The organism is Streptosporangium sp. NPDC049376 (genome assembly GCF_044466505.1).
Classification (GTDB): Bacteria; Actinomycetota; Actinomycetes; order Streptosporangiales; family Streptosporangiaceae; genus Streptosporangium.
Genome location: NZ_JBITMT010000003.1, coordinates 1 through 21,480 on the forward strand (window position 1 = coordinate 1; position 21,480 = coordinate 21,480).

Below are 21,480 nucleotides of genomic sequence, written 5' to 3' on the forward strand. Positions count from 1 at the left end.
AGCAGTGCCACCGTCTCCTCCACATACCGCCACGCGGTCGCCGTCGACACCCCGAAACCGGCTCCGAGCTCGGTGAACGTCTCGCCCTTGCGCAGTAGACCAGCACCAGCAGCGCCTGCTGCCCTGGGTTGAGCAGCCGCCAGGCCGATCCGATCGCCTTACGGTGCTGGCGGGTCACCCCGGCGACGTACTTCAGCGTCTGAGACGACAAATCGACGGCGGCACGATAGAAAAGCATCCGGAGCCCCTGGTTGTGATGGATCTGGTTGTGGTGATCAATCCATCTACCAGGGGTTTCTTACGTCGTCAGACGAACAGCAGACACGCGATCATGCTGTGACCAGCAGCCCGCCGCCAGGGGATGAAAAAGCTTCAGTGACTATCTAAACGACATTGAGGTGAACAGGGCCGACACCAAGGCGTCGATTCTGCTGGGGGCCATCGGTATCGCGGTCAGCGGTGTGGTCGGCGACATGGTGAACGGCGTCGTGAACGGGTCGTGGGGGGCCTCCTGGCCGTGGTTGCGCTGGACCGCGGCGGGGGCGGCCTTCCTGTCGGTCACGATGCTGTTGATGGCCCTGTATCCGAGGCGGATCGGGTTGCGCCGCCCGTTCGTCAACGCCTACTTCGGGGACGTGGTCGCGCACTCCGGCCCCGAGGCTCTGCGCGCCTCGCTCGAAGGGCCGTCCCCCGACGAGCTGGGACGGCTCACCGACCAGATCCACACGATCAGCCATATCGTCTCCACGAAGTACCGGTTGATCCAGCTCGCCCTGTGGTGCCTGGCCGTCTCGGTGCTGAGCGGCGTCCTGACCGTCGTCACGGCCACACTTTGAACCCCACACCCCGGGCCGGTAATGGTTAGGATCAGAGGGATATGCCCTGTGCTGGGGGAGACCCGAGGGGGGACGGTGACCGAGCACACGCCTCAGGAACACCGTCCACGTGGCTCTTTCGTGGCCGCCGCGGCGGCGCTGTCCCGGCTGGGGCGGCTGCGTGACCTGCCGGTCATCCTCACACTGGCGTGGGTCGGCTGGCTGGCCATCCCGTGGCCGTCCAGCGGCCTGACCCAGGCCAGGGGCCTGACCACCGGCGTCCAGGACATGGACGCCCCCGCCGCCCCCGCCGTACGGCCCGCAGCCGCGGGGACGGCGTGGACCCTCGCCGCCGCGCCCGCCGCGCCTCCGCCGACGCTGGTCAAACCACCGTCACCGGTCCCGCCCTGCGCCGAGGAGCCCGGGGCCGAGGGAGACCTGGCCCGGCTGATCGCCGGGGAGCGGGCACGCATCGCCGGAGAGGTGCACGACGCGGCGGGGCACGGCCTGGCGACCATCGCCATGCAGGCCGGGCTCGCCCTGCTGATGTTCGACGAACACCCCGACCAGGTCCGCGAGTCGCTTGAGGCGATCCGCGCGACCAGCACACGGGCGCTCGGACAGCTCCGCTCCGCACTCGACCTCGTCGAGTCGGGGCCCTCCGGTCACGACCTGTCGGAGTTGTTCGCCGGGGTGCGGGCCGCGGGGCTCGCCGTCACGGTCGAGCCCGCCAGGCCGTACGTCCCGCCGCAGCTTGAGGACGTGGTCTACCGGGTGGTGCGTGAGTCGCTGACCAACGTGCTGCGCCACGCCGGTCCCACCCAGGCCGTCGTCAGGATCGCGCACGACCGGGACGGCCTGCGCGTCGAGGTCCTCGACCGGGGTTCCGGTACGGCGGGCACGCCCGTCGAGGGGCGCGGGCTGACCGGGATGCGGGCCAGGGTGGTCCGGGCCGGTGGCTCGTTCGAGGCCGGCCCCCGGGAGGACGGCGGCTTCCACGTCACGGCCCACTTCCCGCAGGGGACGGACGCCACCAAGGCCGACTTCCCGGTGGAGGCGAACACCTCCAAAGCCGACTTCCCATCCGAAGCCGGTCTTTCGTCCGAAGCCGGTCTTCCATCTGGAGTCGGCCTTTCGCCCGAGGGCGATCTCCCGTCCGCGACCGGCCTCCCGCCCAGGGTCGTATGAACGAGCGCGTGGGCACGGCGCCGATCCGGGTGGCGCTCGCCGACGACCAGGCCGTCGTACGGATGGGGCTGCGGGCGCTCGTCGAGCGCGAACCCGACCTGGAGTTCGCCGGGGAGGCCGCCGACGGCGCCGGGGCGCTGCGGCTGCTCGGTGAGACGCGTCCCGACGTGCTCCTGCTGGACATCCGGATGCCGGGCATGGACGGCCTCGAAACGCTGCGGGCCATCGCCGCCGACCCCGGGCTGGCCGCTACCAGGGTGGTCGTCGTCACGACCTTCGAGGTCGACACCTACGTCTTCGCCGCGCTCCAGGCGGGTGCCAGCGGGTTCGTCCTCAAGGACAGCGCGCCCGAGGAGCTGACCCGCGCCATCAGGGTCGTCGCCTCGGGAGAGGCCCTGCTGTCCCCCTCGGTCACCAGGAAGGTCATCGGCCTGTTCGGCCGGCACGACGCCGCCCCGGTCGAGGGGATCGACACCCTCACCCCGAGGGAACGCGAGATGGTCGCCTGGGTCGCCACCGGCCGGTCGAACGACGAGATCGCCGCCGAACTGGTCATCAGCCCGGAGACCGTCCGCACCCATGTCAGCCGCGCCATGGTCAAGCTGCGCGCCAGGGACCGCGCGCAGCTCGTCGTCTTCGCGGTCAGGTCCGGACTGGCGTCCCCCTGAGGTCCTTGAGGAAGCCCCGGTAGGCGCGCTGTTCGAGCTGCGCCTCGATCTGTTTGACCGTCTCAAGGCCGACACCGACCATGATGAGCAGGGTCGTCCCGCCGAACGGGAAGTTCTGCTGGGTCCCCGGGTCGCGCAGCAGTACGAACGCGACGATCGGGATCAGCGACAGCACGGCCAGGTAGGCGGCGCCGGGCGTGGTCAGCCGCGACAGCACGAACGCCAGATAGTCCGCGGTCGGCCGTCCGGGACGGATGCCGGGCACGAACCCGGAGTAACGCTTCATGTTGTCGGCCACCTCGACCGGGTCGAAGGTGACCGCGACGTAGAAGTAGGTGAAGGCCACGGTCAGCAGCAGGTAGGCCGTCACGTAGACGGGGTGGTCGCCGGAGGTGAGATAGCGCTCGATCCAGGCCGCGACGGGCCCCGTGCCGCCGGTGAACTGCGCCACCAGCTGCGGCAGGAACAGCAGCGACGAGGTGAAGATGACGGGGGTGATCCCGGCCTGGTTGACCTTGAGCGGCAGGTAGGTCAAGGTCCCGCCGTACATCCTGCGGCCGACCGCCCGCTTGGCGTACTGGACCGGGACGCGCCGCTGCGCCTGCTCGACGAACACCACGGCGGCGACCAGGACGATCCCGGCGGCCAGCATCGTGACCAGCGCGAACGGGTTGAGCACGAAGATGTTCGACAGGTAGGACGGGAAGACGGCGACCACCTGCGTGAAGATCAGGATGGACATGCCGTTCCCGATCCCCCGTTCGGTGACCAGCTCACCCAGCCACATGATCATGGACGCCCCCGCGACCAGCGTGACCACGATCACCATCGTTGTCAGCATCCCCTGGTCCCGCAGGAGCTGCCGCCCGCAGGTGGGGAAGATCCGGCCCGTACGGGCCAGCGAGACGACGGTCGAGGCGTCCAGTACGGCGAGCGCGATCGTCAGGTACCGGGTGTACTGGGTGATCTTCGTCTGCCCCTGCTGCCCCTCCTTCTTGAGCGCCTGCAGCCGGGGAACCGTCAGCGTGAGCAGCTGGATCACGATCGCGGCGACGATCGACGGCATGATTCCCAGCGCGAAGACCGACAGCTTCAGCATCGCCCCGCCGCTGAACAGCTGCACCGCGTCCAGGATCCCGCCCCGGGCACCGCTCAGGCAGGAGCGCACCGCGTCCACGTCCACCCCCGGCGCCGGGAGGATCTGCCCGAACCGGAACAGCGCGATGATCGCCAGCGTGAACAGGATCTTCTTCCTGAGTTCCGGCACACGGAAGGCTCGGATGAGGAGGGTCGGCATGCGCCGAGTCTTCCTCCGGGGCCCTCGGCCGGGCATCCGCCCACCGGAGGCTTCGCCGTACGCGAATCCGCGTATGCCGGACCGAGAGAGGTCTGAGTGCGGAAATCAGCGGTGGAGACGATCGGGGGAGGCCATCGCAAACAGTGGCCGGTCATCTGCGATGGCATCGGCCGCGACCGGGAGAACACCCGCCGCGCCCGCGAGACCTGACGGTCACAGCCGCACGAGGAACCCGTCCACGACGAGCGTGCGGGCCAACTCGATCTGCTTCGCCTCGGACAGCTCCGGCAGATCGCGCACCTCGAACGGCTCGGTGCTCCTCGACAGGAACAGCATCGCGGCCCGATGGTCCGCGTCGGCGCTCACCAGCGACTGCGCGAACTGTAGCGCGACGCCGTCCGCCATCATCAGTACACGTGAGTAGAGCGGCTGATATCTGACCAAACGGGTCCGTCCGTCGATCCGGGGAGCCTCGACGGCGTTGGGGACCAACTGCCCGACGGGCCGGCATCGGCCACGCCGAACCAGGGCGTCCCCCAGAGCCCCGAAACCTTCGGCCATGACGGCCGGGTCCTCGATGGCCCTGGCCACGTCGCGCAGGAGGTCGTCGAGGCTCGCACGGACGCCCACGTCGTCAACGTGCCGCGGTGGCAACTGGGCGAGGACGCGGTCGTCCCGGTAACTCAGCGCCTCAAGTGCCTCGGTGACGAGCTTCAGCACGGTCGGTGCGTGGATCCCGACGGTCAGGTGGATGGACGGCTCGGCGTTGGCTGTGGCGGCGTGGACGCGGCCGCGCGGGAGGTACAGCGCGTCCCCCGCGTTCAGCCGCAGGACGGCCGGCGCCGGGAGGTCGGACACGACGACCTTCTCCCGGCGTCGCATCTTGTGCGGCGGCACGTCGGCGTCGTCGTGGACGTGCCAGGTTTTGGATCCCTGGACCTGGAGGACCAGCACGTCGTGGTCGTCGTAATGAGGGAGGAAGCCTCGCGATCCGGGCGGCGTGATGTAGGCGTTGACCTGTGTCTCGAAGTTCAGCTCGACCTCAAGACTGTGGGCCAGTGAGGCGACGGTGGGCACGTGACGCTCGACGCCGTTGATGACGATCGTGTGGCCGTCTGCGAAGTCGTTGCGGATCCGGACGAGGTCAATGGTGCCGTCGGCGAACCTGTAGGAGTCGGGGCTCCTGCGGTCGTTCTCCCGCACGACCGTCACAGTCGACGGTTCCGGCCGGACGATCTCCAGGACGTCCTCGACGGCTGCCGGGTCGAACAGGCTGTCGAAGTAGTCTTCGCGGTCGCGTTCGACGTGGTAGTGCGTGATGCCCCACACCTTCTGCAGGAAGGTCTCCACCGTGAGCGGCTGGAGCAACCGGGCCAGCGTGAATTCGACGGTCATGCGTTCCCAAACTTCGCCGTGATCAGTTCACCGGGATAGCCGTTGCGCACCAGCTCGTCGCACACGTACTGGTACATCACCTTGTAGGCGTCGCAGTACACCGACGGATTGTCGAACCCGTTCCGCTTCGAGAAGCGGTTCTCCAGGTCGCCACCGCGGCAGACATGACGCCACCGGCACCCGGCACATCCTTCGGGCAAGGTGTTGAAGGTCTCCTCGACCTCCAGGAAGACCGGTTCGGCGAGAAATTCGCGCAGGCTGGTTTCTGCGGTGGAGTACACCGGCGTCCCGGTGTACCAGCCCAGTGCCGGGATGAACGTGTCGTCGATCGCGACGGTGCCGTCGCTGCGCGCGATGACGACCTGGTTCTCCTTGCGCGGCCGGCAGAACGCCTGGCCGGGGGTCACGTCCGGCCGGAAGTGGTCGAGCAACTGGTCGACGAAGCGGATGTGCACGTCCGTGTTGTCTTCGCTGAACCATTCGTGGAAGAGATCCGAGAGGCACGAACCGTACTGCTTCGCCGCACCCGAGGAGACGAACTCGACGTCATCGGCGTTCCTGTCGGGAAGCAGGAAGGTCATGTTCCGCACGCCCAGTGCCCGCAGGTAGCGGTAGACCTCGCGGTAGTCGTTCCCGCTGTGCATGACGCTGACGGTCGACGGCAGCGGACTCCCGGGCCCATGGGCCTCGACGAGCCGCCGGATCGCGTCCTCCGTCCGGCTGAAGCTCGAACGGCCATGCCGGTCAAGGCGGAAGCGGTCGTTGACCGCCCGCGGCCCGTCGATGCTGACGCCCACGGCGACGCCGTGCTCGGCGAAGGCCGCGATCCACTGGTCATCGAGCAGCGTGCCGTTCGTCTGGATGCTCAGCAGGACGGTCGCGACCGGTTCGATGACCTCCCGGAGGAGCCGGCACGCCTCAGCGAACCTTCTGACCCCGATGAGGGTCGGTTCGCCGCCGTGGAAGGCGATCTTCGCGCACGGAATGCGCAGCTCCTCACAGCCTTGGGCGATCCAGCGGGCCAGTGCCTCCGTGACGTCGACGGAGGCGAGTGAAGGCCTGTCGAGCGCCGTCTCCTCGCCCATGTTGAAGTAGTAGCAGTACGTGCAGTTGATGTTGCATCGTTCGGCCACCTTGTAGACGACCTGGAGCGCCCCGATGGAGTCCGGCTCCGTCGGGTTCCATGTCGGCCGGACCACCCTGTCCACCACTGTGTGGGTCTACTTCTGCAGCGGGGCCTGGTCGTAATTCCCGCCGCCGCTCTGGCTGTAGTTGCCGCCGCCCCGCTGCGAGTAATTACCGCCGTGCTGGTTGTAGTCGAGGGAACCCGCGATTACCTCACCCGGCGCGATGATTCCGTTCAGGATGCTTTCCCCGAGGATTTTACGACCTTCGACGGAAAGCGTCGATCGGCCTTCCGATACTTTCTCTTCATTCGCATCCGGCATGACGCGATCTCCTTTCATGTCAATCCGTGGCCGGATCGGCCTTTCTCGTGTTTCTTGCGATCAGGGGGCACACCGCACAGGCACCTGGCCCGGCCTGCGTGAACCAGCGGCATGCCCTCCGGATCGAACAGGCCGGCAGGGATTCGGTGGCGGTCCCGAGTTCCAGGGCGTCGTCGATCACGGAGCACCGCTCGCCGGTCCAGTTCCTGCAGCCGTTCTCGACGCAGGGCTGGGCGAATCGGAAACGCTCCTCGGGAACCCGCCCTTTGGTGGCGTCGGCCACGAATTCGTCATCGATCCTGAGAGCCGGACGTATGTATCCGAGTCGACCGGTGGCGTCGAAGACCCCCAGCAGGATCGCGTCCCTCTCGCACCGGGCGCTCGGGCAGAGGATCTCCGCCGCCTTCTCCCCGTGGACGCCCACCACGTCAGCTCCCGAAGTCCGGCTTCCTGAGCCCGGTGGCCGCGATCTGCTCGCCGGAGATCTCGACCGCCCAGATTCCCCGTGTCCTCCCGCCGTCGCCCCCTGCCCGCGCGGCCAGGATGGGGTTGTTGATCCATGCCCTGTCGCTGAGGTCGACGCTCGCGAGTTCGATGGCCACCGCTTTCTGCACGGCTTGGTCGATCCTGCCGATCACGCTCTCGTCGAGCTCGAAGTCGAGCACCACACGAAATTCGTGTCGCGCCACGGCCGCCTCCTCCACAGTGTTCCCAGGCTTTTATCCCGCTGCGACCCCGGCCGTAATCATGGGAAAACCAAGACAATACCCTCTTTGCGCGATGGATGACGTCGTCGGGTGTCTTTTTTATCCGGCTTTTCGAGCCGGTCGAGGAAACTGGTTTCAGTGAGGCTTCTCATCCCGCTTCACGGAGTCGGGTGTGCGGATCGCCCTGACGAGTTGACCTGCGCGAAGGACGCTCCAGGCGTTCAGCGGACCACATTTCTGCGACCATGTTCGCATCCGCACCGAAATGTGGAAGGAACCGGTTCAGCCGAGGTCCCTGGCGCGCAGGCCGGCCTCGAAGCGGGAGTCGGCGCCGAGTGCCTTCATCAGGGCGGCCACCCGGCGACGGTAGGTGCGCAGCGACAGGCCCAGCTCACGCGCCGCGCTCTCGTCCTTGCGCCCGCTGCCGAGCATGGACAGCACCCGCAGGCTCTCCTGGTCGAGTATGGGCGGCGCCGAACGGCGGAACTCGGCCAGGTCGGCGGCGGCGTTCCACGCGGTGAGGAACAGCGCGTTGACGTTCGCGACCACGTCGGGGGAGCGGACCACGGTGTAGGAACGCTCGCCGGGACCGGGCGGCCCGGCCAGGACCGCGAGGAGCCCGTCGACGATGATCGTCTCGTACGGCAGGCCCGTCGTGGAGATCCGTACCAGGGCGCCCCTGCGGGCGGCCTCGTCGAGATGGCGCCGTCCCTCCTCGTCGGCGAGGAGCCGGGCGTCGAAGAGCTTGCGGACGGTCAGGGGACGGTCCTTCACGATCCGGGCGCGCATGCCGGGCATGCTCCAGGTCTCCAGGTCACCGGCCGCGCAGGAGAACTCCCGCCGCGCGCCGAGCAGCAGGTGCCCCACCCGCGCGGTCAGCTCCCGCTCTCCGCGCAGGGTCACGTTCCGATCCTGGTCCACACCCCAAGTCTGCGGTGCCGCGCCGTGCGGGACAAACCCATACAGGTCAGGGCGGGTGGCAGCTTGCTGCCATCGCCTCGCGTGGGGCGGGGCGGAGACGGCAGGGTCGAGACATGACGAAACACGTGACGCTCGGTGGTGACAGGCGGATCTCACGTCTCGGGTTCGGGGCGATGCGGTTGCCCGCACGCGGCTGGGACGGCCCCAGAGGCGACAGGGAGAGCGCGCTCGCGGTGCTGCGCCGGGCGGTCGAACTCGGCGTGGACCACATCGACACCGCCGCGTTCTACTCCTACGAGGATCTCTCGTCCAACGAGCTGATCAGGACGGCGCTGCGTCCCTACCCCGAGGACCTGGTGATCGCCACCAAGGTCGGCCCCCGGCGCGGTCCCGGCGGGTGGCTGCCCGAGGCCGGTCCCGGCGACCTGCGCGCCGCCGTCGAGGAGAACCTCACCGGGCTGGGGCGGGACCACCTCGACCTGGTGTACCTGCGGGTCGGCCTGATGGGGACGTCGGAGGAGCCGATCGGGGAGCGCTTCGCCGTACTGGCCGCGCTGCGGGAGGAGGGGCTCATCCGGCACCTCGGGCTCAGCAACGTGACGGCGAAGCAGTTCGCGGAGGCACGGGACATCGCGCCGGTCGTCGCGGTGCAGAACCACTTCCACCTGACCCGGCAGGACGACCTTGACCTGCTCGCCGAGTGCGAGCGGGAGGGGATCGCGTACGTGCCGTTCTTCCCGCTCGGCGGGTTCGGGCTGCCGGACGACGGGCGGATCAGGCGGATCGCCGACCGGCACGGGGCCACGGTCGCGCAGGTCATGCTGGCCTGGCTGCTCGCCCGTTCCCCGGTCACGCTGGCCATCCCGGGGACCTCCTCGCTCGCGCACCTCGCCGAGAACATGGCCGCCGCCGACCTCGTGCTGGACGAGCGGGAGGTCACGGAGCTGAACACCCTCGGCCTTCAGCAAGGTTGACATTTTGTTGTGAGATTCGCCGGGGAAGCCTTCTGATCGTTCCCGTGGACGCGTAGGGTCGCGGCCATGACGGCACGGAGATCCATGTGATCGTGACGGAGCTGAACGTCTATCCGCTCAAGAGCTGCGCGGGCACCGCGCTGCGGGAGGCGGAGATCACGCCCAGGGGGATACGGCACGACCGCGAGCTGATGCTCGTCTCGCCGGACGGCACGCACCTGTCCCAGCGGGAGGTGCCGGGGATGGCGCTGCTGCGGCCGGTCTACGACGGCGACAAGCTCAGGGTCGAGCCCCCCGACCCGTCCGCGACGGCCCCGCTCACCCACGAGGTACGGCGTGACCTGCCCGCGCGGGACATCACCCTCTTCAACGCCCCGCACCGGGGCGTTGACCAGGGGGAGGAGGCGGCCGACTGGTTCTCCACGGTGCTCGGCGCCCCCTGCCGCCTGGTGTGTTTCCCCGACGACCACGTCCGCAGGATCAACCCGAAGCACGCCGTCGGGGAACTCCGCTACGCCGACGCCCTCCCGCTGCTGGTCATCTCGGCCGAGTCGCTGGCCGAGCTGAACACGCGGCTGGCGGAGCCGGTGCCGATGAACCGCTTCCGCCCGAACATCGTCGTCTCCGGCTGGCGCGAGCCGTTCGAGGAGGACGGGGTGCGGCGGCTGCGGATCGGCGAGATCGAGGTCGAGCTGGTCAAACCCTGCGGGCGCTGCGTGATCGTCAACGTGGACCAGGCGACGGGGGCCAGGGGCCGGGAGCCGCTGCGCACACTCGCCGGATACCGGACCGTCAGGACGGACAAGCCACGCGTCGTCTTCGGCAAGTCCGGCCTGCCCCACACCCCGGGCACGATCCGCGTCGGCGACCCGGTCGTCCTCCTGGAGTGACAATCTGTCATTGGATTGTCACTTTATCCTGACCGGCTGGCGATGGCCGTTCGAGTCTGGTCGTTCCTGTGGGGCTTGGTGCCGGTCCGGCCGACGCCCTCGCCCCGGTGAGGGGCGTCGGCCGGTCACAGGTAGGCGCCGTCGAAGGGGACGCCGTCCCACAGGGCGCGCTCGTGCCCCCTGGGGTCGTCGGTCACCCTGGGGGGGAGGTCCCAGATCATCGTGGCGCGCCGCGGCACCCGGTAGGCGGGCCAGGCGGGACGCGGGACCGTACGGCGCGCGTCCGGGTCGCCCGTGCGGGCGAAGGAGGCCCAGGCGTCGATCATCTGGGCCGACAGGGTCGTCAGCCGCGCCCGGTCGGTCCGCAGCGCCTCGGGGCCACCCTGGACGCCGACGAAGCGCAGCGTGCCGAACATGAACGGCAGTTCGATCGTGTGCACCGCCCCGACGCCCTTCGGCGGCGCCCAGTCGAACTGGTACACGTAGGTCGGCCGCCAGCGGCTCTGCGCCTCGGCGAGCCTCAGGGCGGGCACCCGCATGCCCTGGTCGGTGAACATCGCCAGGGCCGCGGCCTGCTTCGTCCTGTCCCTGCGGTAGACCTCGGTCATCCGGGCGCGCCGGGCGGCCAGCTCCTTCGGGAAGAACGCGTCGTACTGCTCGGCGAGGGTTCCCAGCCCGTCCTTGGAGTACTGGCCGAAGAAGTTCATCTCGTCCCGGTCGGTGCCGAGCAGCAGGTCGATCCCCCGGGCGTTGCCCGCCTTCACCCGTTTGGTCACCGTGTCGCGGACCAGCGTCCCGTCGACGTACGGGCCGAAGTAGAGCGCGTGCCCGGCCGCGCCGGGAAAGGCGGCCACGGCCTTCTCCTGGACCCTGAGAAGCTCGGCCACGGGCATCGTCCGCAGCGCGGCGAGGTCGCGCACCGGCAGGGTCGAGGCCAGCTTCCGCTCGAACGCCGCGGTGTGCACCAGGGCCCCGCTGCCGCTCTGCAGTACGGCCCTGCGGAACAACCGTTCGGGGTGGTCGGTGGCGAGCATCGCGCTGATCGAGAACGCGCCCGCGGACTCCCCGACCACGGTGACGTTGGCCGGGTCGCCGCCGAAGTCGGCCACGTGGTCGCGCACCCAGCCCAGCGCCGCGATCTGGTCGCGCAGCCCGTTGTTGCCCGAGCCCCGATAGGCAGGGTCGAGGCCGCCGAGTTCGGCCCAGCCGAGCAGCCCGAGCCGGTAGTTGAGCGAGACGACCACCGCGTCCCCCTTGGTGGCCAGGTTCGTCCCTTCGTAGCGGGGCTCGTTGCCGGTGCCGTACGCGGCGGCGCCGCCGTGGATGAAGACGATCACCGGTCGTTTCGAGCGGTCAGGCTTCGGCGTCCACACGTTCAGGTGGAGGCAGTCCTCGTCGGTGTAGACCTTCCTGTCGTCGGGATAGTCCTCCGACATCTGGTCGCGGCCCTGGGGGCAGACCCTGGTGCCGTCGACGGCCTTGAGCGTGCCCCGCCACGGGGACACCGGGCGCGGTGGCCTGAACCGGAGCCTCCCGACGGGTGGTTGCGCGTACGGGACGCCGCGGAAGGCGCACAGGCCGTCCGTGGCCGTCCCCGAGACGACGCCGAGCGAGGTCCGGGTCACGCAGGCCGTACCCCCGGCTGCGCCGGCGGTGGACGCGGTGGACGCGGTGGACGCGGTGGCGGGTACGGCCGGCGTCATGGCCGCCCCCGCGACGGCCAGGGCGGCGGGCAGGGAGATGGGCAGGCGGAGCGAACGGAACATCGAGACCTCCTCGGGCTGTGTGGATCGAGGAGAGCCTCGCGGCGGAGGGCACCGTCGCGGATCGGCCTGCCGAGCGAACCCGGAATCACCCGCGAGAACCAGGAACCAGAGAGCGGGGAACCGCTCCGAGGCGAAAGGCCGACAGAGCCGGGAACCGCGCAGGGACCAAAAGTGCCTGCCGGGCGGGGGCTGGGGCACCACACGGGGACAAGAGGACCTACGGGAGCCGTACGGAAAGCAGAGGACCGGGGCTACGCGGAGCCGGGGACGGTCAGGCCTGACTCGTAGGCGAACACGACGGCCTGGGCCCGGTCCCGCAGGCCGAGTTTGGTCAGCAGGTTGCTTACGTGCGTCTTGACCGTGTGCTCGCTGACCACCAGTTCGGCGGCGATCTCGGTGTTGGACAGCCCCCGGGCGATCAGCCGCAACGTGTCGGTCTCCCGGTCGGTCAGCTCGCCGAGCCGTCTGCGCAGCTCCGGCCTGGCGGTGCCGCGCCGTACGACGTCCTCGATCAGCCTGCGGGTCACGGCCGGGGCGAGCAGCGCCTCCCCCGAGGCGACGAGCAGGACCGCGCGCACGAGTTCCTCCCGCCGCGCGTCCTTGAGCAGGAAGCCCCCGGCCCCGGCGCGCAGCGCGTCGTAGACGTACTCGTCGACGTCGTACATCGTCAGGACCAGCACCTTCGCCGAGGTGCGGCGGCAGATCTCCGCCGTGGCCGCGACGCCGTCCATCCGGGGCATGCGGATGTCCATGAGGACCAGGTCGGGCTGGAGCTCGACGGTCCTGGCGACGGCCTCGGCCCCGTCGGCGGCCTCCCCGACGACCGTGATGTCGGGGTGGGCGTTGAGGATCAGCGAGAAACCGGCGCGGAACAGGTCCTGGTCGTCGGCGACGAGCACACGCATGGGAGCCCCTGTCAGAGAGAGCCGAGGGGGAGGACGGCGGTGACGGTGAACCCCCGGGGATCGACGGTGAGGCCGCCCCCGCAGGAGGCCGCGCGTTCGCGCATCCCGACGACGCCGTGCCCCTCGCGGAACTCGGCCGTGCCGCCGCCCCCGTCGGTGACCTCGATCGTCAGCGCCCGTCCCGACCAGGTCAGGCGCAGCCGCGCGGTGCGTACGGCCGCGTGCCGCAGGACGTTCGTCAGGCACTCCTGGACGATCCGGTAGGCGGCGATGTCCACCGCCGCCGGGACCGGCGACCGGGTCCCGTGCTCCTCGACGACCACGTCGAGACCGGCCCCACGGGTGCGTTCGACCAGGTCGGCCAGGGTTTCGAGGCCGGGCTGCGGTTCGCGGACCGGGCCGTCCCGCAGTGTCCCGAGGATCAGGCGGAGCTGGCCGACGGCGTCCCGCCCGGCCGTCGCGATCGCCTCGAACACCATCTCCGCCCGCGCCGGGTCGTCCCGCACGACCAGGGGCCCCGCCTCGGCCTGCACGACCATGAGCCCGACCGAGTGGGTCACGATGTCGTGCATGTCGCGGGCGATGCGGGTGCGTTCCTCGGCGACCGCCGCCGCCCGTTCCTCACGCAGCCGCCGCGCGCGTTCCTCGACCATCCCGCGCTGCGCGCGTCCGGCCCTGGCGCCGACCCCCAGCGCGTAGGCGGCGACGTAGGCCGTCACCACGTAGCGGAAGGTGTCGAAGTCCTCGTGCGGCAGGATCAGGGAGGTCAGCACTCCGACGGCCAGCAGCCCGACGCCGATCATCCGCAGCGTCGGCGGGGCGAGGGCCGCGATGGTGTAGGTGCACACCAGCGGGCCGTACGGCATGAGCAGGAACGGCGGATGCGTGAGCGCGTCCTGCATCAGCACCAGCGCCGTCATCGCCAGGCCCGCGACCAGGCTCGCCGCGATCAGCAGCGTCCGCCGCCACAGGACCGGCGCCGAGGACAGCAGGGCCAGGACCACGACCCACCACGGCTGGAGGCGAGGCAGCAGGACCGGTACCACCGTCGCGGCCGTGACGACGGCGGCGATCGCGACGTCGGCCCGGGGCACGCGCAGGAGGTTCGGCGCGCGTAGGGAGTCCACTGGTGTCACCGTCCGGGTCGAAAGCCCCATTGAGGAGCCCTGTAAGGCTATGCGCCGTTGGACCCCCGCCCCGTTCGACGGCCAGGCCGCCGACCATTGAGGAGTCCTGTAAGGCTATGCGCCCCCCACCGGGACACGCCTCCCTCGCCCGACTGAGGCCGCCCTCCCTCCCGGGAGGGAACTCCCTCGGGAACTCCGGGGAGTCTCCCGGACGAGCCTCCGGGGTGAGCTTCCCGGAGAGAACCCTCTGGGCCGACTCCCATGGGGACCTCCCGGGGCAGGCGGCGAGGCCCGCGTCCAGAGGCCGACGCCAGGGGATCCGTGCCCTGAGGTCCATGTCGTGAGGTCCGTGCCCAGAGGGCTCACGCCCGGGGACTCACGTCCCGAGGTCGGTGAGGAACTCGCGCAGGGCCCTGCGGTAGGGCTCGATCGTGGTGATGTCGGCGTACTCCTCGGGGCCGTGCTGCCCGTCCCCGCCGATGCCGAAGATGACGGCGTCGATGCCCCGGCGGTAGTAGAAGCGGCCGTCGGCGGCGCCGTGCTTGCGCAGCAGGGCGCCGTCGTAGCCCTGGTTGCGCGCCGCCCGCCGCAGCCCGAGCACCTCGGGCCGTTCGGGGTCGGCGTGGTGCGGCGGGGCGACGTGGGTGACGACGGGCACGACGCCCGGCGCGCAGAAGGCCGCCAGGTGCGCGGTGACCTCCTCCTCGGTCCTGCCGTCCAGGTCGGGGTCACCGGCGGGGAAGCGGATGTCCAGCCACGCCTCCGCCTGGTCGGGCACCTGGTTGCGGGCCGTGTTGGAGGTCTCGATCCTGGCGACGTTCACCGTGGTCCGCCAGGCCTCCTCGGTCGCCACGGGGTAGCGCTCAAGCAGGGCCCCCAGGCTGCGGTTCAGCTTGAGCAGCGCGTTGTCGCCGAGCCACTGGTAGGCGCTGTGCGCGCCGAGTCCGTTCGCCCGCAGGTTCGCGGACACCATGCCCTTGGAGTCGGTCACGACCCGCAGCCCGCTCTGTTCGCCGATGACGACGAAGTCGGCGGTCACGCCCTGGTCGATCTGGTGGGCCGTGCCGTCCAGGCCGCCGACCTCCTCGTCGGTGACGAGCTGCAGCCCGATCGGGTACGGCAGCGCCCCGGCGAGTTCGCGGAAGACGAGTGTCTCGACCAGCGCGGACACCTTCATGTCGTGGGCGCCCCTGCCGTACAGGCGGGTGCCTTCGAGGCGGGGCCTGAACTGGTGCGGCGGCGCGGGCACCACGTCGAGGTGGGCGTTGAGGATGACCCGGAACCGGGGCCTGCGGGGACCGGGGTAGACGAGCGCGCTCGGCTTGCCGTTCGAGACGAACCGTTCGACCGTGAACGAGTCGTCGGCGAGGAGGCCGAGCACGAGTTCGAGCGCCTCACGCAGGTCGCCGGGGCGGTCGGCGGTCGACGGCACGGCGAGCAGCCGCCGTGCCGTCACGAGGAGGGAGTCCAGATCCACCGCCTCATCGTCCCCCGCCCCGGCGCTTCCGTCACCCGTCACGGGCGGAGGAAGCACATGATGACGAACCTGGTCACGTGCGAAAGGAACCACACGCGAACGAACCATGCGCGAACAGGCCACGGGCAGGCGAATCCACCACGAGCGGACGAATCACACGATTGACTCCGTCACGGTGGACGAACCGCACGATGATGAACCCGGTCGCGTGTGGACGGACCACGGGCGGGTGAATCCGTCACGCGTGGGCGAGGACGAGGGTGAAGTCCCCCGTCGGGTCGGTGTAGGTCCGGCTCGGGGTGAATCCGGCCGCGACCAGTTCCCGGCGGAGTCCCTCCTGACGGAACTTGGCGCTGATCTCGGTGCGGGTCTCCTCTCCCGCCTCGAAGGAGACCGACAGGTCGAGGGCGGCGATCCGCACGGTCATGGCGCGGCTCGCGCGCAGCCGCATCTCGATCCAGTCGTTGCGCTGGTCGTACAGCGCGACGTGTTCGAAGGCGTCCGGCTCGAAGTCGGCGTCGAGCCGGTGGTTGAGCACGTGCAGGACGTTCCTGTTGAAGGCCGCCGTCACCCCGGCCGCGTCGTCGTAGGCCGCGACCAGCCGCCCGGTGTCCTTCACCAGGTCGGCCCCCAGCAGGAAGGAGTCGCCGGGGGAGAGGGTGGCGCGCAGCTCCTTGAGGAACACGGCCCTGGCCTCGGGGTCGAGGTTGCCGATGGTGCCGCCGAGGAAGGCCACCATCCGCCGTCCCCGCTTGGGCAACAGCGCCAGGTGGCGTTCGAAGTCGGCGCAGACCGCGTGCACCGCCATCCCCGGGTAGCGGGCGGCGAGGCGCCGCGCGGCGTCGCCGAGGGTGACGGCGTCCACGTCGACCGGGGTGTAGGCGCGCAGCGTCCCCGCCGAGGCCAGGGCGTCGAGCAGCAGCACGGTCTTCTCGCTGGTCCCCGAGCCCAGTTCGACCAGCGTGTCCGCCCCGCTGTCGGCGGCGATGTCGGTCGAGTGCCTGCGCAGGATGGACAGCTCCCTGCGGGTCGGGTAGTACTCGGGCAGCCGGGTGATCTGGGAGAACAGCTCACTGCCCGTCTCGTCGTAGAACCACTTGGGCGGCAGCCACTTGGGGTCGGACGTCAGCCCGGCGCGGACGTCGTGCTCAAGGGCCTGGCTGAGGTAGTCGTCACCGAGATGGTTGGTCAGGCGTACGTCGGACTGGCTGACGGGCATGATGACTCCTTGGATGTCGCAGGTCACAGCGGCTGGACGCGCACGCCGTCGATGGACGCGAGGACCAGACTCCGATCCGGTACGGCCTGCCAGCCGGACCGGTCGTCGAGCGGTTCGCTCGCCACGAGCACGCCGTCTTCGAGGTTGAGGAAGAGCGTGTCCCCCCAGGTGGTCGCGGCGAGGGAGGAGCCGTCGCAGGCGAGGAGGTTCAGCCGCCCGGCGGGGTCCTTGGCCCCGGCGGTGACGACGACCTCGGACAGGGCGTCGCCGAGGGTGAGTCCGGCGCGGCGCCGTACGAAGACGGCGGCGGCGACCCAGGCGGCGTCGCAGGTGCTCTCCGCTCCCGCGTCGCCCGCCAGCTCCCTGACGGGGCCTCGGGCGACGCGGCCGTTGTGGCTGAGCAGCCACGCCCCGTCGGCGAAGGGCGCGGTGGCGCTCTCCTCGATCGGCATGCCCTCGCTGGCCGACCGTACGGCCGCCAGCAGGCAGCTTGAGCGGGCGACCTCGGCCAGGGCGGGCAGGTTGGCGTCGGCCCACATGGGGACCGAACGGCGGTAACGGACCGGTTCCGCGCGGTCGGCGTCGTACCAGCCGATGCCGAAGCCGTCGGCGTTGATGAGGCCGTGGCGTTGCATGCGCGGGGCGTAGGACTGCCGCAGCAGGCCGTGCTCCGGTTCACTGACCAGTGAGGCGACGGACCGGGGAGCGCCGAGCCAGGCGGCGTGGCGGCACATCTAGCGGTGCTCCGGACGCTCGGCGGACACGGACCGGGCACAGCGGAAGCCCGTGAAGATCTGCCTGCGGATGGGGTGGTCCCAGTTCCTGAACGTCGTGCGGACCGCGGCCGGGTCGGCCGCCCACGAGCCGCCGCGCAGCACCCGGTAGTCGCCGCCGAAGAAGACCTCGCTGTACTCGCGGTAGGGGAAGCTGCGGAAGCCCGGGTAGGGCAGGAACTCCGAGGAGGTCCACTCCCACACGTCCCCGATCATCTGCTCGACGCCGTAGAAACTCGCCCCGGCGGGGTAGGCGCCGAGGGGGGCGGGACGTGCCGCGCGGTGCCCGAGGTTGGCCAGTCCGGGGTCCGGGTCGTCGTCCCCCCACGGGTACTTCCTGGCTCGTTCGGCCTCCGGGTTCCAGCCGCAGGCCTTCTCCCACTCGGCCTCGGTCGGCAGCCGTTTGCCCGCCCAGCGGGCGTAGGCGTCGGCCTCGTGCCAGCTCACGTGCTGTACGGGTTCGTCCATGGGCACCGGTTCCGGCCTGCCGAACCGGGTCCGCCACCAGGTGTCGCCGTCCCTGGTCCAGAACAGCGGGGCGAAGGCGCCCGTCTCCCGCCGCCAGGCCCATCCCTGGGGGTTCCACCAGCGCGGGTCGTCGTAGCCGCCGTCCTCGACGAAGTCGGCGTAGGCGCGGTTGCCGACCGGCAGCCGGTCGATCCAGTAGGCGGGCAGGTCGACCCGGTGCGCGGAACGCTCGTTGTCGTAGGCCCACGGCAACGTGTCCGTCCCCATCGTGAACGGCCCGGCGGGCACGAACACCTCCTCGGGGCCGTACGGCTTGCCGGACGGCAGCTCGCCGTCGCGGATCAGGCCCGCGGTCCCGGAGAGCTGCCAGGTGGCGAGCATGGTCTCGTCGTGCTGGTGCTCGTGCTGAATCACCAGGCCGAAGACGAAGGCGTCCCGGTGCAGCGGGTCGGGGCTCTCCGGGTCGAGCCGGTCAAGGACGTCGAGCACCCGTCCCCGTACCCCCTCGATGTAGCGCCGCGCCTCGGCGGGTCCCAGGATGGGCAGGCTCGGCCGGTTCTTCCTGGGGTGTTTGAACGCGTCGTACAGGTCGTCGATCTCGGGGCGCAGCGGGGTGATGCCCCCGGCCTCCCGCAGCACCCACAGCTCCTCGTAGTTGCCGACGTGCGCCAGGTCCCACACCAGCGGCGACATCAGCGGTGAGTGCTGCCTGACCAGCAGGTCGTCCTCGGCGTCGGTGTAGGCCAGCGACCGGCCGCGCACCGCGGTCAGTTCGGCGGCGATGCGCTCCTTGAAGTCGTTCATGCCTGTCCTTCCTCGGTCAACCAGGCCGACAGGCGCGGTCCCGGTTCTGCGGCCATGTCCAGCAGGTCGAGGGCGGGGGGCCGCCCGGTCGTCACGTGGCGGTCGGTGTAGGCGGCCACCTGAGCGGCCAGCGCGCCGTCCACACCGAGCCTGGGCAGCGCCTCGCAGGCGGCGCGGAAGCACTCCTCGGCCGCCTGGCGCAGCCGGGGGTCGGTGAGGCCGCAGCGGGCCGCCTCACGCCACATCCCCGCGTACGGCTCCGCCGCCGCCAGCGCCGTGTCGGCCGCCCGGTCGTCCATCACCAGGGCGTGGGTGACGGCCACGCACACCGGCCAGTTCGCCGGGTGCTGGGCGTCGAGGTAGCGGATCTCCAGCCAGCCGCGGGGCCGTACCGGAGGGAAGATCGTCGTGGCGTGGTAGGCCAGGTCGGCCAGGGTCGGCGGGGGCACGGGCGCGTCGAGCCAGTCGCGGAAGGTCGAGCCGTCGCGGATCGTGCGGTAGTGGTCGTCGTCCTCGCGCACCAGCATCAGCCGGGCGTCGAGGAGGTAGGCGGCCCAGTCGGCGACGGGGTCGCCGGTGGTCTGGACGGGGGCGGTCCTGGTGCGGTCGAGGTTCTCCCACACCTCCTGACGGCCGGACATCCACCCGCACGGCCGTCCCTCGCGCAGTGAGGAGTTGGCGAAGGCGGCCAGGAGGACGGGGCCGAGCCGGTGGGCGCGTTCCCAGCGCGCCGAGGGTCTGTCGCCCAGGTCGAGGTTGACCTGGATCGACGCGGTCGAGCACATCATCAACGCCCCGTACGGCAGGCCGAGGAACTCGGCCATCGCGTCGTAGCGGGGCAGGTGTAACTGCCGTCTGGCGGGCCGTACGGGGTCGAGACCGACCCCGGCCAGGGCCAGACCGGTCCTGTTCAGCGCCCGGCGGGTCGCGTCGACGTCGGCGCGCATCCGGGCGATCGCCTCGGGCAGCGGGCCCGCGGGTCCCGACAGTTCGAGCTGCCCGCCGGGCTCGAACGTCACCCGGCTTCCGCCGTCCATCGACGGCAGAACGTCGGCTGTCCTGTCCAGTGGAACCTGGTCGCCGGTGGCCGTACGGTCGAAGACCAGGAACTCCAGCTCGACCCCCACCTCGTCCCCGGCGGCGCCGAGGAAGCAGTCCTGCGCGAAGGCCTCCACATCGGAGGCATTCCGGATCGGCGTGTCCTCGGCCACAAGACTGGCCATCGTCCCCCCTTTTCGCCTGATGTGTACGGTCTATAGACCCGTGAGGCGTGCAGGCGTTACAGGGGGACTTTCGGGGTGTGTGTAACGGTTCGACGGCCCCGGGGGACTGTCCCGTATGGAACGGGGGGCTGCGATGAGACGGGCGAGCCTGGGCTGCCGGGAGGCCGGGGGCCTCGTCACGGCCTATCTGGAGGAGGCCCTGCCCGCCGGGACGCGGCGGCGCTTCGAGGAGCACCTGGCCGGATGCGCTCTGTGCCCGGACCTTCTTGAGCGGGTCCGGGTGACGGTCGAGGTGCTGCGGGCCTTCGGCGGGGAGGACATCCCGCAGGAGGTGCTCACCCGGTTGTGCGACGTCTTCGGCCCACCCGAAAGCCCGTCGCGGGGGCGGCTCTTCCCGGTGCCGTCCTCAGGAGCTCCGCGGCTCCTCGACCCTGGAGTCCCGCCGGTCGCGGAAGGCGGCCAGTAGCCGCTCACGCGCCTGACCTGGCAGCGGCTCGGGTCGCAGGGCGCCCAGAGCGGTGACCGTCACGCGGAACTGGTGCAGGTAGTGTCCGCAACACTCGCAGGCGGCGAGGTGCTCCTCGAACACGTGCCGGGTGGACTCGTCGAGGCCGCCCTCCAGGTAGGAGGTGACGAGCTCGACCCACTCGTCGCAACTGAACCGCTTCACGACGTGAAACGCCTTACCGTCTCTGAACCGAACCGATTTCACTACGCCGACCGCCTCGCCGTCTCGAAATAATCCTCCAGGCGTCCGCGCACCGCCACGCGGGCGCGGTGCAGCAGAACCCGCTGGTTGGCCGCGGAGATCTCCAGGATCTCGCAGACCTCCTCCGAGGTGCACCCCTCGACGTCGCGAAGTGTGATGACGGCGCGCTGCCGTGGGGGAAGCTCAGCCAGGGCCGCCGCGATCAGGTCGCGCACCTCGGCGGCCAGCACCTCGCCCTCGGGGGTGGACCAGGCCGAGGGGACGTTCTTCCAGTGCCCGGGGAACGGGTCGTCGGGCCCCTGGAAGAGCGACCGGTCGGCGACCGGCTCCTCCCGATGTTCGAAGGCGCTGCTCCACGGTACCGTGCGGTTCTCGCGCAGCCCTCGTTTCCTGGCGGTGTTGACCAGGATGCGGTAGACCCAGGTCTTCACGGAGGAGCGACCCTCGAAGCCGTCGATGCCCCTGATCACCGCCAGCCAGGTGTCCTGCACGACCTCCTCCGCGGAGTCGTTGGTCGACACGTGGGAGCGGGCGAGCCAGAGCATGCCCCTCGACCAGGTGTCCAGCAGGGCCGCGAACATCGCCTCGTCCCCGGCGCGCAGCGCCGCGACGACGACGTCATCCGGGGGGAGCCTGCTGCCCGTGAAGGACTCCACGATCGCCTCCTTGCGGTCGGGCGTCTGGGACGCCGCTCTCGTGCCCGTGG

General features: G+C 70.4%; 23 protein-coding genes and 1 pseudogene. 6 read left to right on the top strand and 18 right to left on the bottom strand.

Going from position 1 to position 21,480, the window contains the following annotated elements:
* Positions 1-238, bottom strand: a pseudogene (locus tag ACIBVQ_RS09655) (transposase family protein); the annotation flags it as partial.
* Between the two features lie 160 nt (positions 239-398).
* Here ACIBVQ_RS09655 and ACIBVQ_RS09660 point away from each other — a divergent pair.
* From ACIBVQ_RS09660 to ACIBVQ_RS09670, 3 genes are all read left to right on the top strand, one after another.
* Positions 399-836 carry a Pycsar system effector family protein gene (locus tag ACIBVQ_RS09660; RefSeq protein WP_362912161.1) on the top strand — a complete coding sequence of 146 codons (438 nt, stop codon included), beginning with the start codon at positions 399-401 and terminating at the stop codon, positions 834-836.
* 75 nt (positions 837-911) lie between these two features.
* Complete coding sequence (locus ACIBVQ_RS09665) at positions 912-2,003, top strand: sensor histidine kinase (RefSeq protein ID WP_399176692.1); 1,092 nt, start codon at positions 912-914, stop codon at positions 2,001-2,003.
* Entirely contained in the window at positions 2,000-2,671 is a 672-nt protein-coding gene (locus tag ACIBVQ_RS09670) for a response regulator (protein WP_399176694.1), read from the top strand. The genes ACIBVQ_RS09665 and ACIBVQ_RS09670 overlap by 4 nt, the downstream gene beginning before the upstream one ends.
* On the opposite strand, the gene secY is transcribed toward ACIBVQ_RS09670, so the two are convergent.
* The 7 genes from secY to ACIBVQ_RS09705 form a co-directional block, all read right to left on the bottom strand.
* Positions 2,646-3,968 (bottom strand): preprotein translocase subunit SecY, encoded by a 1,323-nt coding sequence (secY, locus tag ACIBVQ_RS09675; RefSeq protein ID WP_399176696.1) that lies wholly within the window; start codon positions 3,966-3,968, stop codon positions 2,646-2,648. The genes ACIBVQ_RS09670 and secY overlap by 26 nt on opposite strands.
* 213 nt (positions 3,969-4,181) lie before the next feature.
* The gene (locus ACIBVQ_RS09680; RefSeq protein WP_399176698.1) at positions 4,182-5,363 is read right to left on the bottom strand and encodes a cupin domain-containing protein; all 1,182 of its coding nucleotides are present in this window, start codon (positions 5,361-5,363) and stop codon (positions 4,182-4,184) included.
* Positions 5,360-6,562, bottom strand: a complete 1,203-nt coding sequence (locus tag ACIBVQ_RS09685; RefSeq protein WP_399176700.1) for a radical SAM protein — start codon at positions 6,560-6,562, stop codon at positions 5,360-5,362. Before ACIBVQ_RS09685 ends, ACIBVQ_RS09680 begins: the two co-directional genes overlap by 4 nt.
* Before the next feature lie 21 nt (positions 6,563-6,583).
* Positions 6,584-6,811, bottom strand: a complete 228-nt coding sequence (locus tag ACIBVQ_RS09690) for a hypothetical protein (RefSeq protein ID WP_399176702.1) — start codon at positions 6,809-6,811, stop codon at positions 6,584-6,586.
* Positions 6,812-6,830: 19 nt separating this feature from the next.
* Positions 6,831-7,238 (bottom strand): hypothetical protein, encoded by a 408-nt coding sequence (locus tag ACIBVQ_RS09695; RefSeq protein WP_399176704.1) that lies wholly within the window; start codon positions 7,236-7,238, stop codon positions 6,831-6,833.
* Position 7,239: 1 nt separating this feature from the next.
* On the bottom strand, positions 7,240-7,500 hold the full coding sequence (locus ACIBVQ_RS09700; RefSeq protein WP_352011214.1) for a hypothetical protein: 261 nt from the start codon (positions 7,498-7,500) through the stop codon (positions 7,240-7,242).
* A 300-nt stretch (positions 7,501-7,800) separates the two neighbouring features.
* Positions 7,801-8,421: a DNA-binding response regulator gene (locus tag ACIBVQ_RS09705; RefSeq protein ID WP_399176706.1), complete on the bottom strand. Its 621-nt coding sequence runs from the start codon at positions 8,419-8,421 to the stop codon at positions 7,801-7,803.
* Positions 8,422-8,552: 131 nt separating this feature from the next.
* On the opposite strand from ACIBVQ_RS09705, the gene ACIBVQ_RS09710 reads away from it, so the two are divergent.
* Both ACIBVQ_RS09710 and ACIBVQ_RS09715 read left to right on the top strand, forming a co-directional pair.
* On the top strand, positions 8,553-9,413 hold the full coding sequence (locus tag ACIBVQ_RS09710) for an oxidoreductase (RefSeq protein ID WP_399176708.1): 861 nt from the start codon (positions 8,553-8,555) through the stop codon (positions 9,411-9,413).
* An 86-nt stretch (positions 9,414-9,499) separates the two neighbouring features.
* Positions 9,500-10,303 (top strand): MOSC domain-containing protein, encoded by an 804-nt coding sequence (locus tag ACIBVQ_RS09715; RefSeq protein ID WP_399176710.1) that lies wholly within the window; start codon positions 9,500-9,502, stop codon positions 10,301-10,303.
* A gap of 125 nt (positions 10,304-10,428) precedes the next feature.
* On the opposite strand, the gene ACIBVQ_RS09720 is transcribed toward ACIBVQ_RS09715, so the two are convergent.
* From ACIBVQ_RS09720 to egtA, 8 genes are all read right to left on the bottom strand, one after another.
* Entirely contained in the window at positions 10,429-12,069 is a 1,641-nt protein-coding gene (locus tag ACIBVQ_RS09720) for a carboxylesterase/lipase family protein (RefSeq protein WP_399176712.1), read from the bottom strand.
* 251 nt (positions 12,070-12,320) lie between these two features.
* Positions 12,321-12,974 carry a response regulator gene (locus ACIBVQ_RS09725; protein WP_399176714.1) on the bottom strand — a complete coding sequence of 218 codons (654 nt, stop codon included), beginning with the start codon at positions 12,972-12,974 and terminating at the stop codon, positions 12,321-12,323.
* Between the two features lie 11 nt (positions 12,975-12,985).
* Positions 12,986-14,101, bottom strand: coding sequence for a histidine kinase (locus ACIBVQ_RS09730; protein WP_352011208.1), 1,116 nt, complete (start codon positions 14,099-14,101; stop codon positions 12,986-12,988).
* 376 nt (positions 14,102-14,477) lie between these two features.
* The gene (locus ACIBVQ_RS09735) at positions 14,478-15,578 is read right to left on the bottom strand and encodes a M20 family metallopeptidase (RefSeq protein ID WP_399176716.1); all 1,101 of its coding nucleotides are present in this window, start codon (positions 15,576-15,578) and stop codon (positions 14,478-14,480) included.
* A 238-nt stretch (positions 15,579-15,816) separates the two neighbouring features.
* Entirely contained in the window at positions 15,817-16,797 is a 981-nt protein-coding gene (gene egtD / locus ACIBVQ_RS09740; RefSeq protein ID WP_352011206.1) for an L-histidine N(alpha)-methyltransferase, read from the bottom strand.
* A gap of 23 nt (positions 16,798-16,820) precedes the next feature.
* Entirely contained in the window at positions 16,821-17,531 is a 711-nt protein-coding gene (egtC, locus tag ACIBVQ_RS09745; RefSeq protein WP_399176718.1) for an ergothioneine biosynthesis protein EgtC, read from the bottom strand.
* A complete protein-coding gene (egtB, locus tag ACIBVQ_RS09750; protein WP_362912195.1) occupies positions 17,532-18,842 on the bottom strand; it encodes an ergothioneine biosynthesis protein EgtB in 1,311 nt (436 codons plus the stop codon). It lies immediately after the preceding gene.
* Positions 18,839-20,065, bottom strand: coding sequence for an ergothioneine biosynthesis glutamate--cysteine ligase EgtA (gene egtA, locus ACIBVQ_RS09755; protein ID WP_352011203.1), 1,227 nt, complete (start codon positions 20,063-20,065; stop codon positions 18,839-18,841). The genes egtB and egtA overlap by 4 nt, the downstream gene beginning before the upstream one ends.
* Positions 20,066-20,198: 133 nt before the next feature.
* Here egtA and ACIBVQ_RS09760 point away from each other — a divergent pair, with 133 nt between their 5' ends.
* Positions 20,199-20,531, top strand: coding sequence for a zf-HC2 domain-containing protein (locus tag ACIBVQ_RS09760; RefSeq protein WP_399176721.1), 333 nt, complete (start codon positions 20,199-20,201; stop codon positions 20,529-20,531).
* Here the strand turns inward: ACIBVQ_RS09760 and ACIBVQ_RS09765 are convergent.
* Complete coding sequence (locus ACIBVQ_RS09765) at positions 20,472-20,735, bottom strand: zf-HC2 domain-containing protein (RefSeq protein ID WP_352011201.1); 264 nt, start codon at positions 20,733-20,735, stop codon at positions 20,472-20,474. The genes ACIBVQ_RS09760 and ACIBVQ_RS09765 overlap by 60 nt on opposite strands.
* A gap of 41 nt (positions 20,736-20,776) precedes the next feature.
* Positions 20,777-21,430, bottom strand: a complete 654-nt coding sequence (locus tag ACIBVQ_RS09770) for a sigma-70 family RNA polymerase sigma factor (RefSeq protein ID WP_352011200.1) — start codon at positions 21,428-21,430, stop codon at positions 20,777-20,779.
* Positions 21,431-21,480 lie beyond the last annotated feature (50 nt).

What these genes read in the sequence shown, in the direction of transcription:
- ACIBVQ_RS09670 (WP_399176694.1), top strand. Translation starts at nt 2,000, where the DNA reads ATGAACGAGCGCGTGGGCACGGCGCCGATCCGGGTGGCGCTCGCCGAC.
- secY (WP_399176696.1), bottom strand. Translation starts at nt 3,968, where the DNA reads ATGCCGACCCTCCTCATCCGAGCCTTCCGTGTGCCGGAACTCAGGAAG.
- ACIBVQ_RS09680 (WP_399176698.1), bottom strand. Translation starts at nt 5,363, where the DNA reads ATGACCGTCGAATTCACGCTGGCCCGGTTGCTCCAGCCGCTCACGGTG.
- ACIBVQ_RS09690 (WP_399176702.1), bottom strand. Translation starts at nt 6,811, where the DNA reads ATGCCGGATGCGAATGAAGAGAAAGTATCGGAAGGCCGATCGACGCTT.
- ACIBVQ_RS09710 (WP_399176708.1), top strand. Translation starts at nt 8,553, where the DNA reads ATGACGAAACACGTGACGCTCGGTGGTGACAGGCGGATCTCACGTCTC.
- ACIBVQ_RS09720 (WP_399176712.1), bottom strand. Translation starts at nt 12,069, where the DNA reads ATGTTCCGTTCGCTCCGCCTGCCCATCTCCCTGCCCGCCGCCCTGGCC.
- ACIBVQ_RS09725 (WP_399176714.1), bottom strand. Translation starts at nt 12,974, where the DNA reads ATGCGTGTGCTCGTCGCCGACGACCAGGACCTGTTCCGCGCCGGTTTC.
- egtD (WP_352011206.1), bottom strand. Translation starts at nt 16,797, where the DNA reads ATGCCCGTCAGCCAGTCCGACGTACGCCTGACCAACCATCTCGGTGAC.
- egtC (WP_399176718.1), bottom strand. Translation starts at nt 17,531, where the DNA reads ATGTGCCGCCACGCCGCCTGGCTCGGCGCTCCCCGGTCCGTCGCCTCA.
- egtB (WP_362912195.1), bottom strand. Translation starts at nt 18,842, where the DNA reads ATGAACGACTTCAAGGAGCGCATCGCCGCCGAACTGACCGCGGTGCGC.
- egtA (WP_352011203.1), bottom strand. Translation starts at nt 20,065, where the DNA reads ATGGCCAGTCTTGTGGCCGAGGACACGCCGATCCGGAATGCCTCCGAT.
- ACIBVQ_RS09760 (WP_399176721.1), top strand. Translation starts at nt 20,199, where the DNA reads ATGAGACGGGCGAGCCTGGGCTGCCGGGAGGCCGGGGGCCTCGTCACG.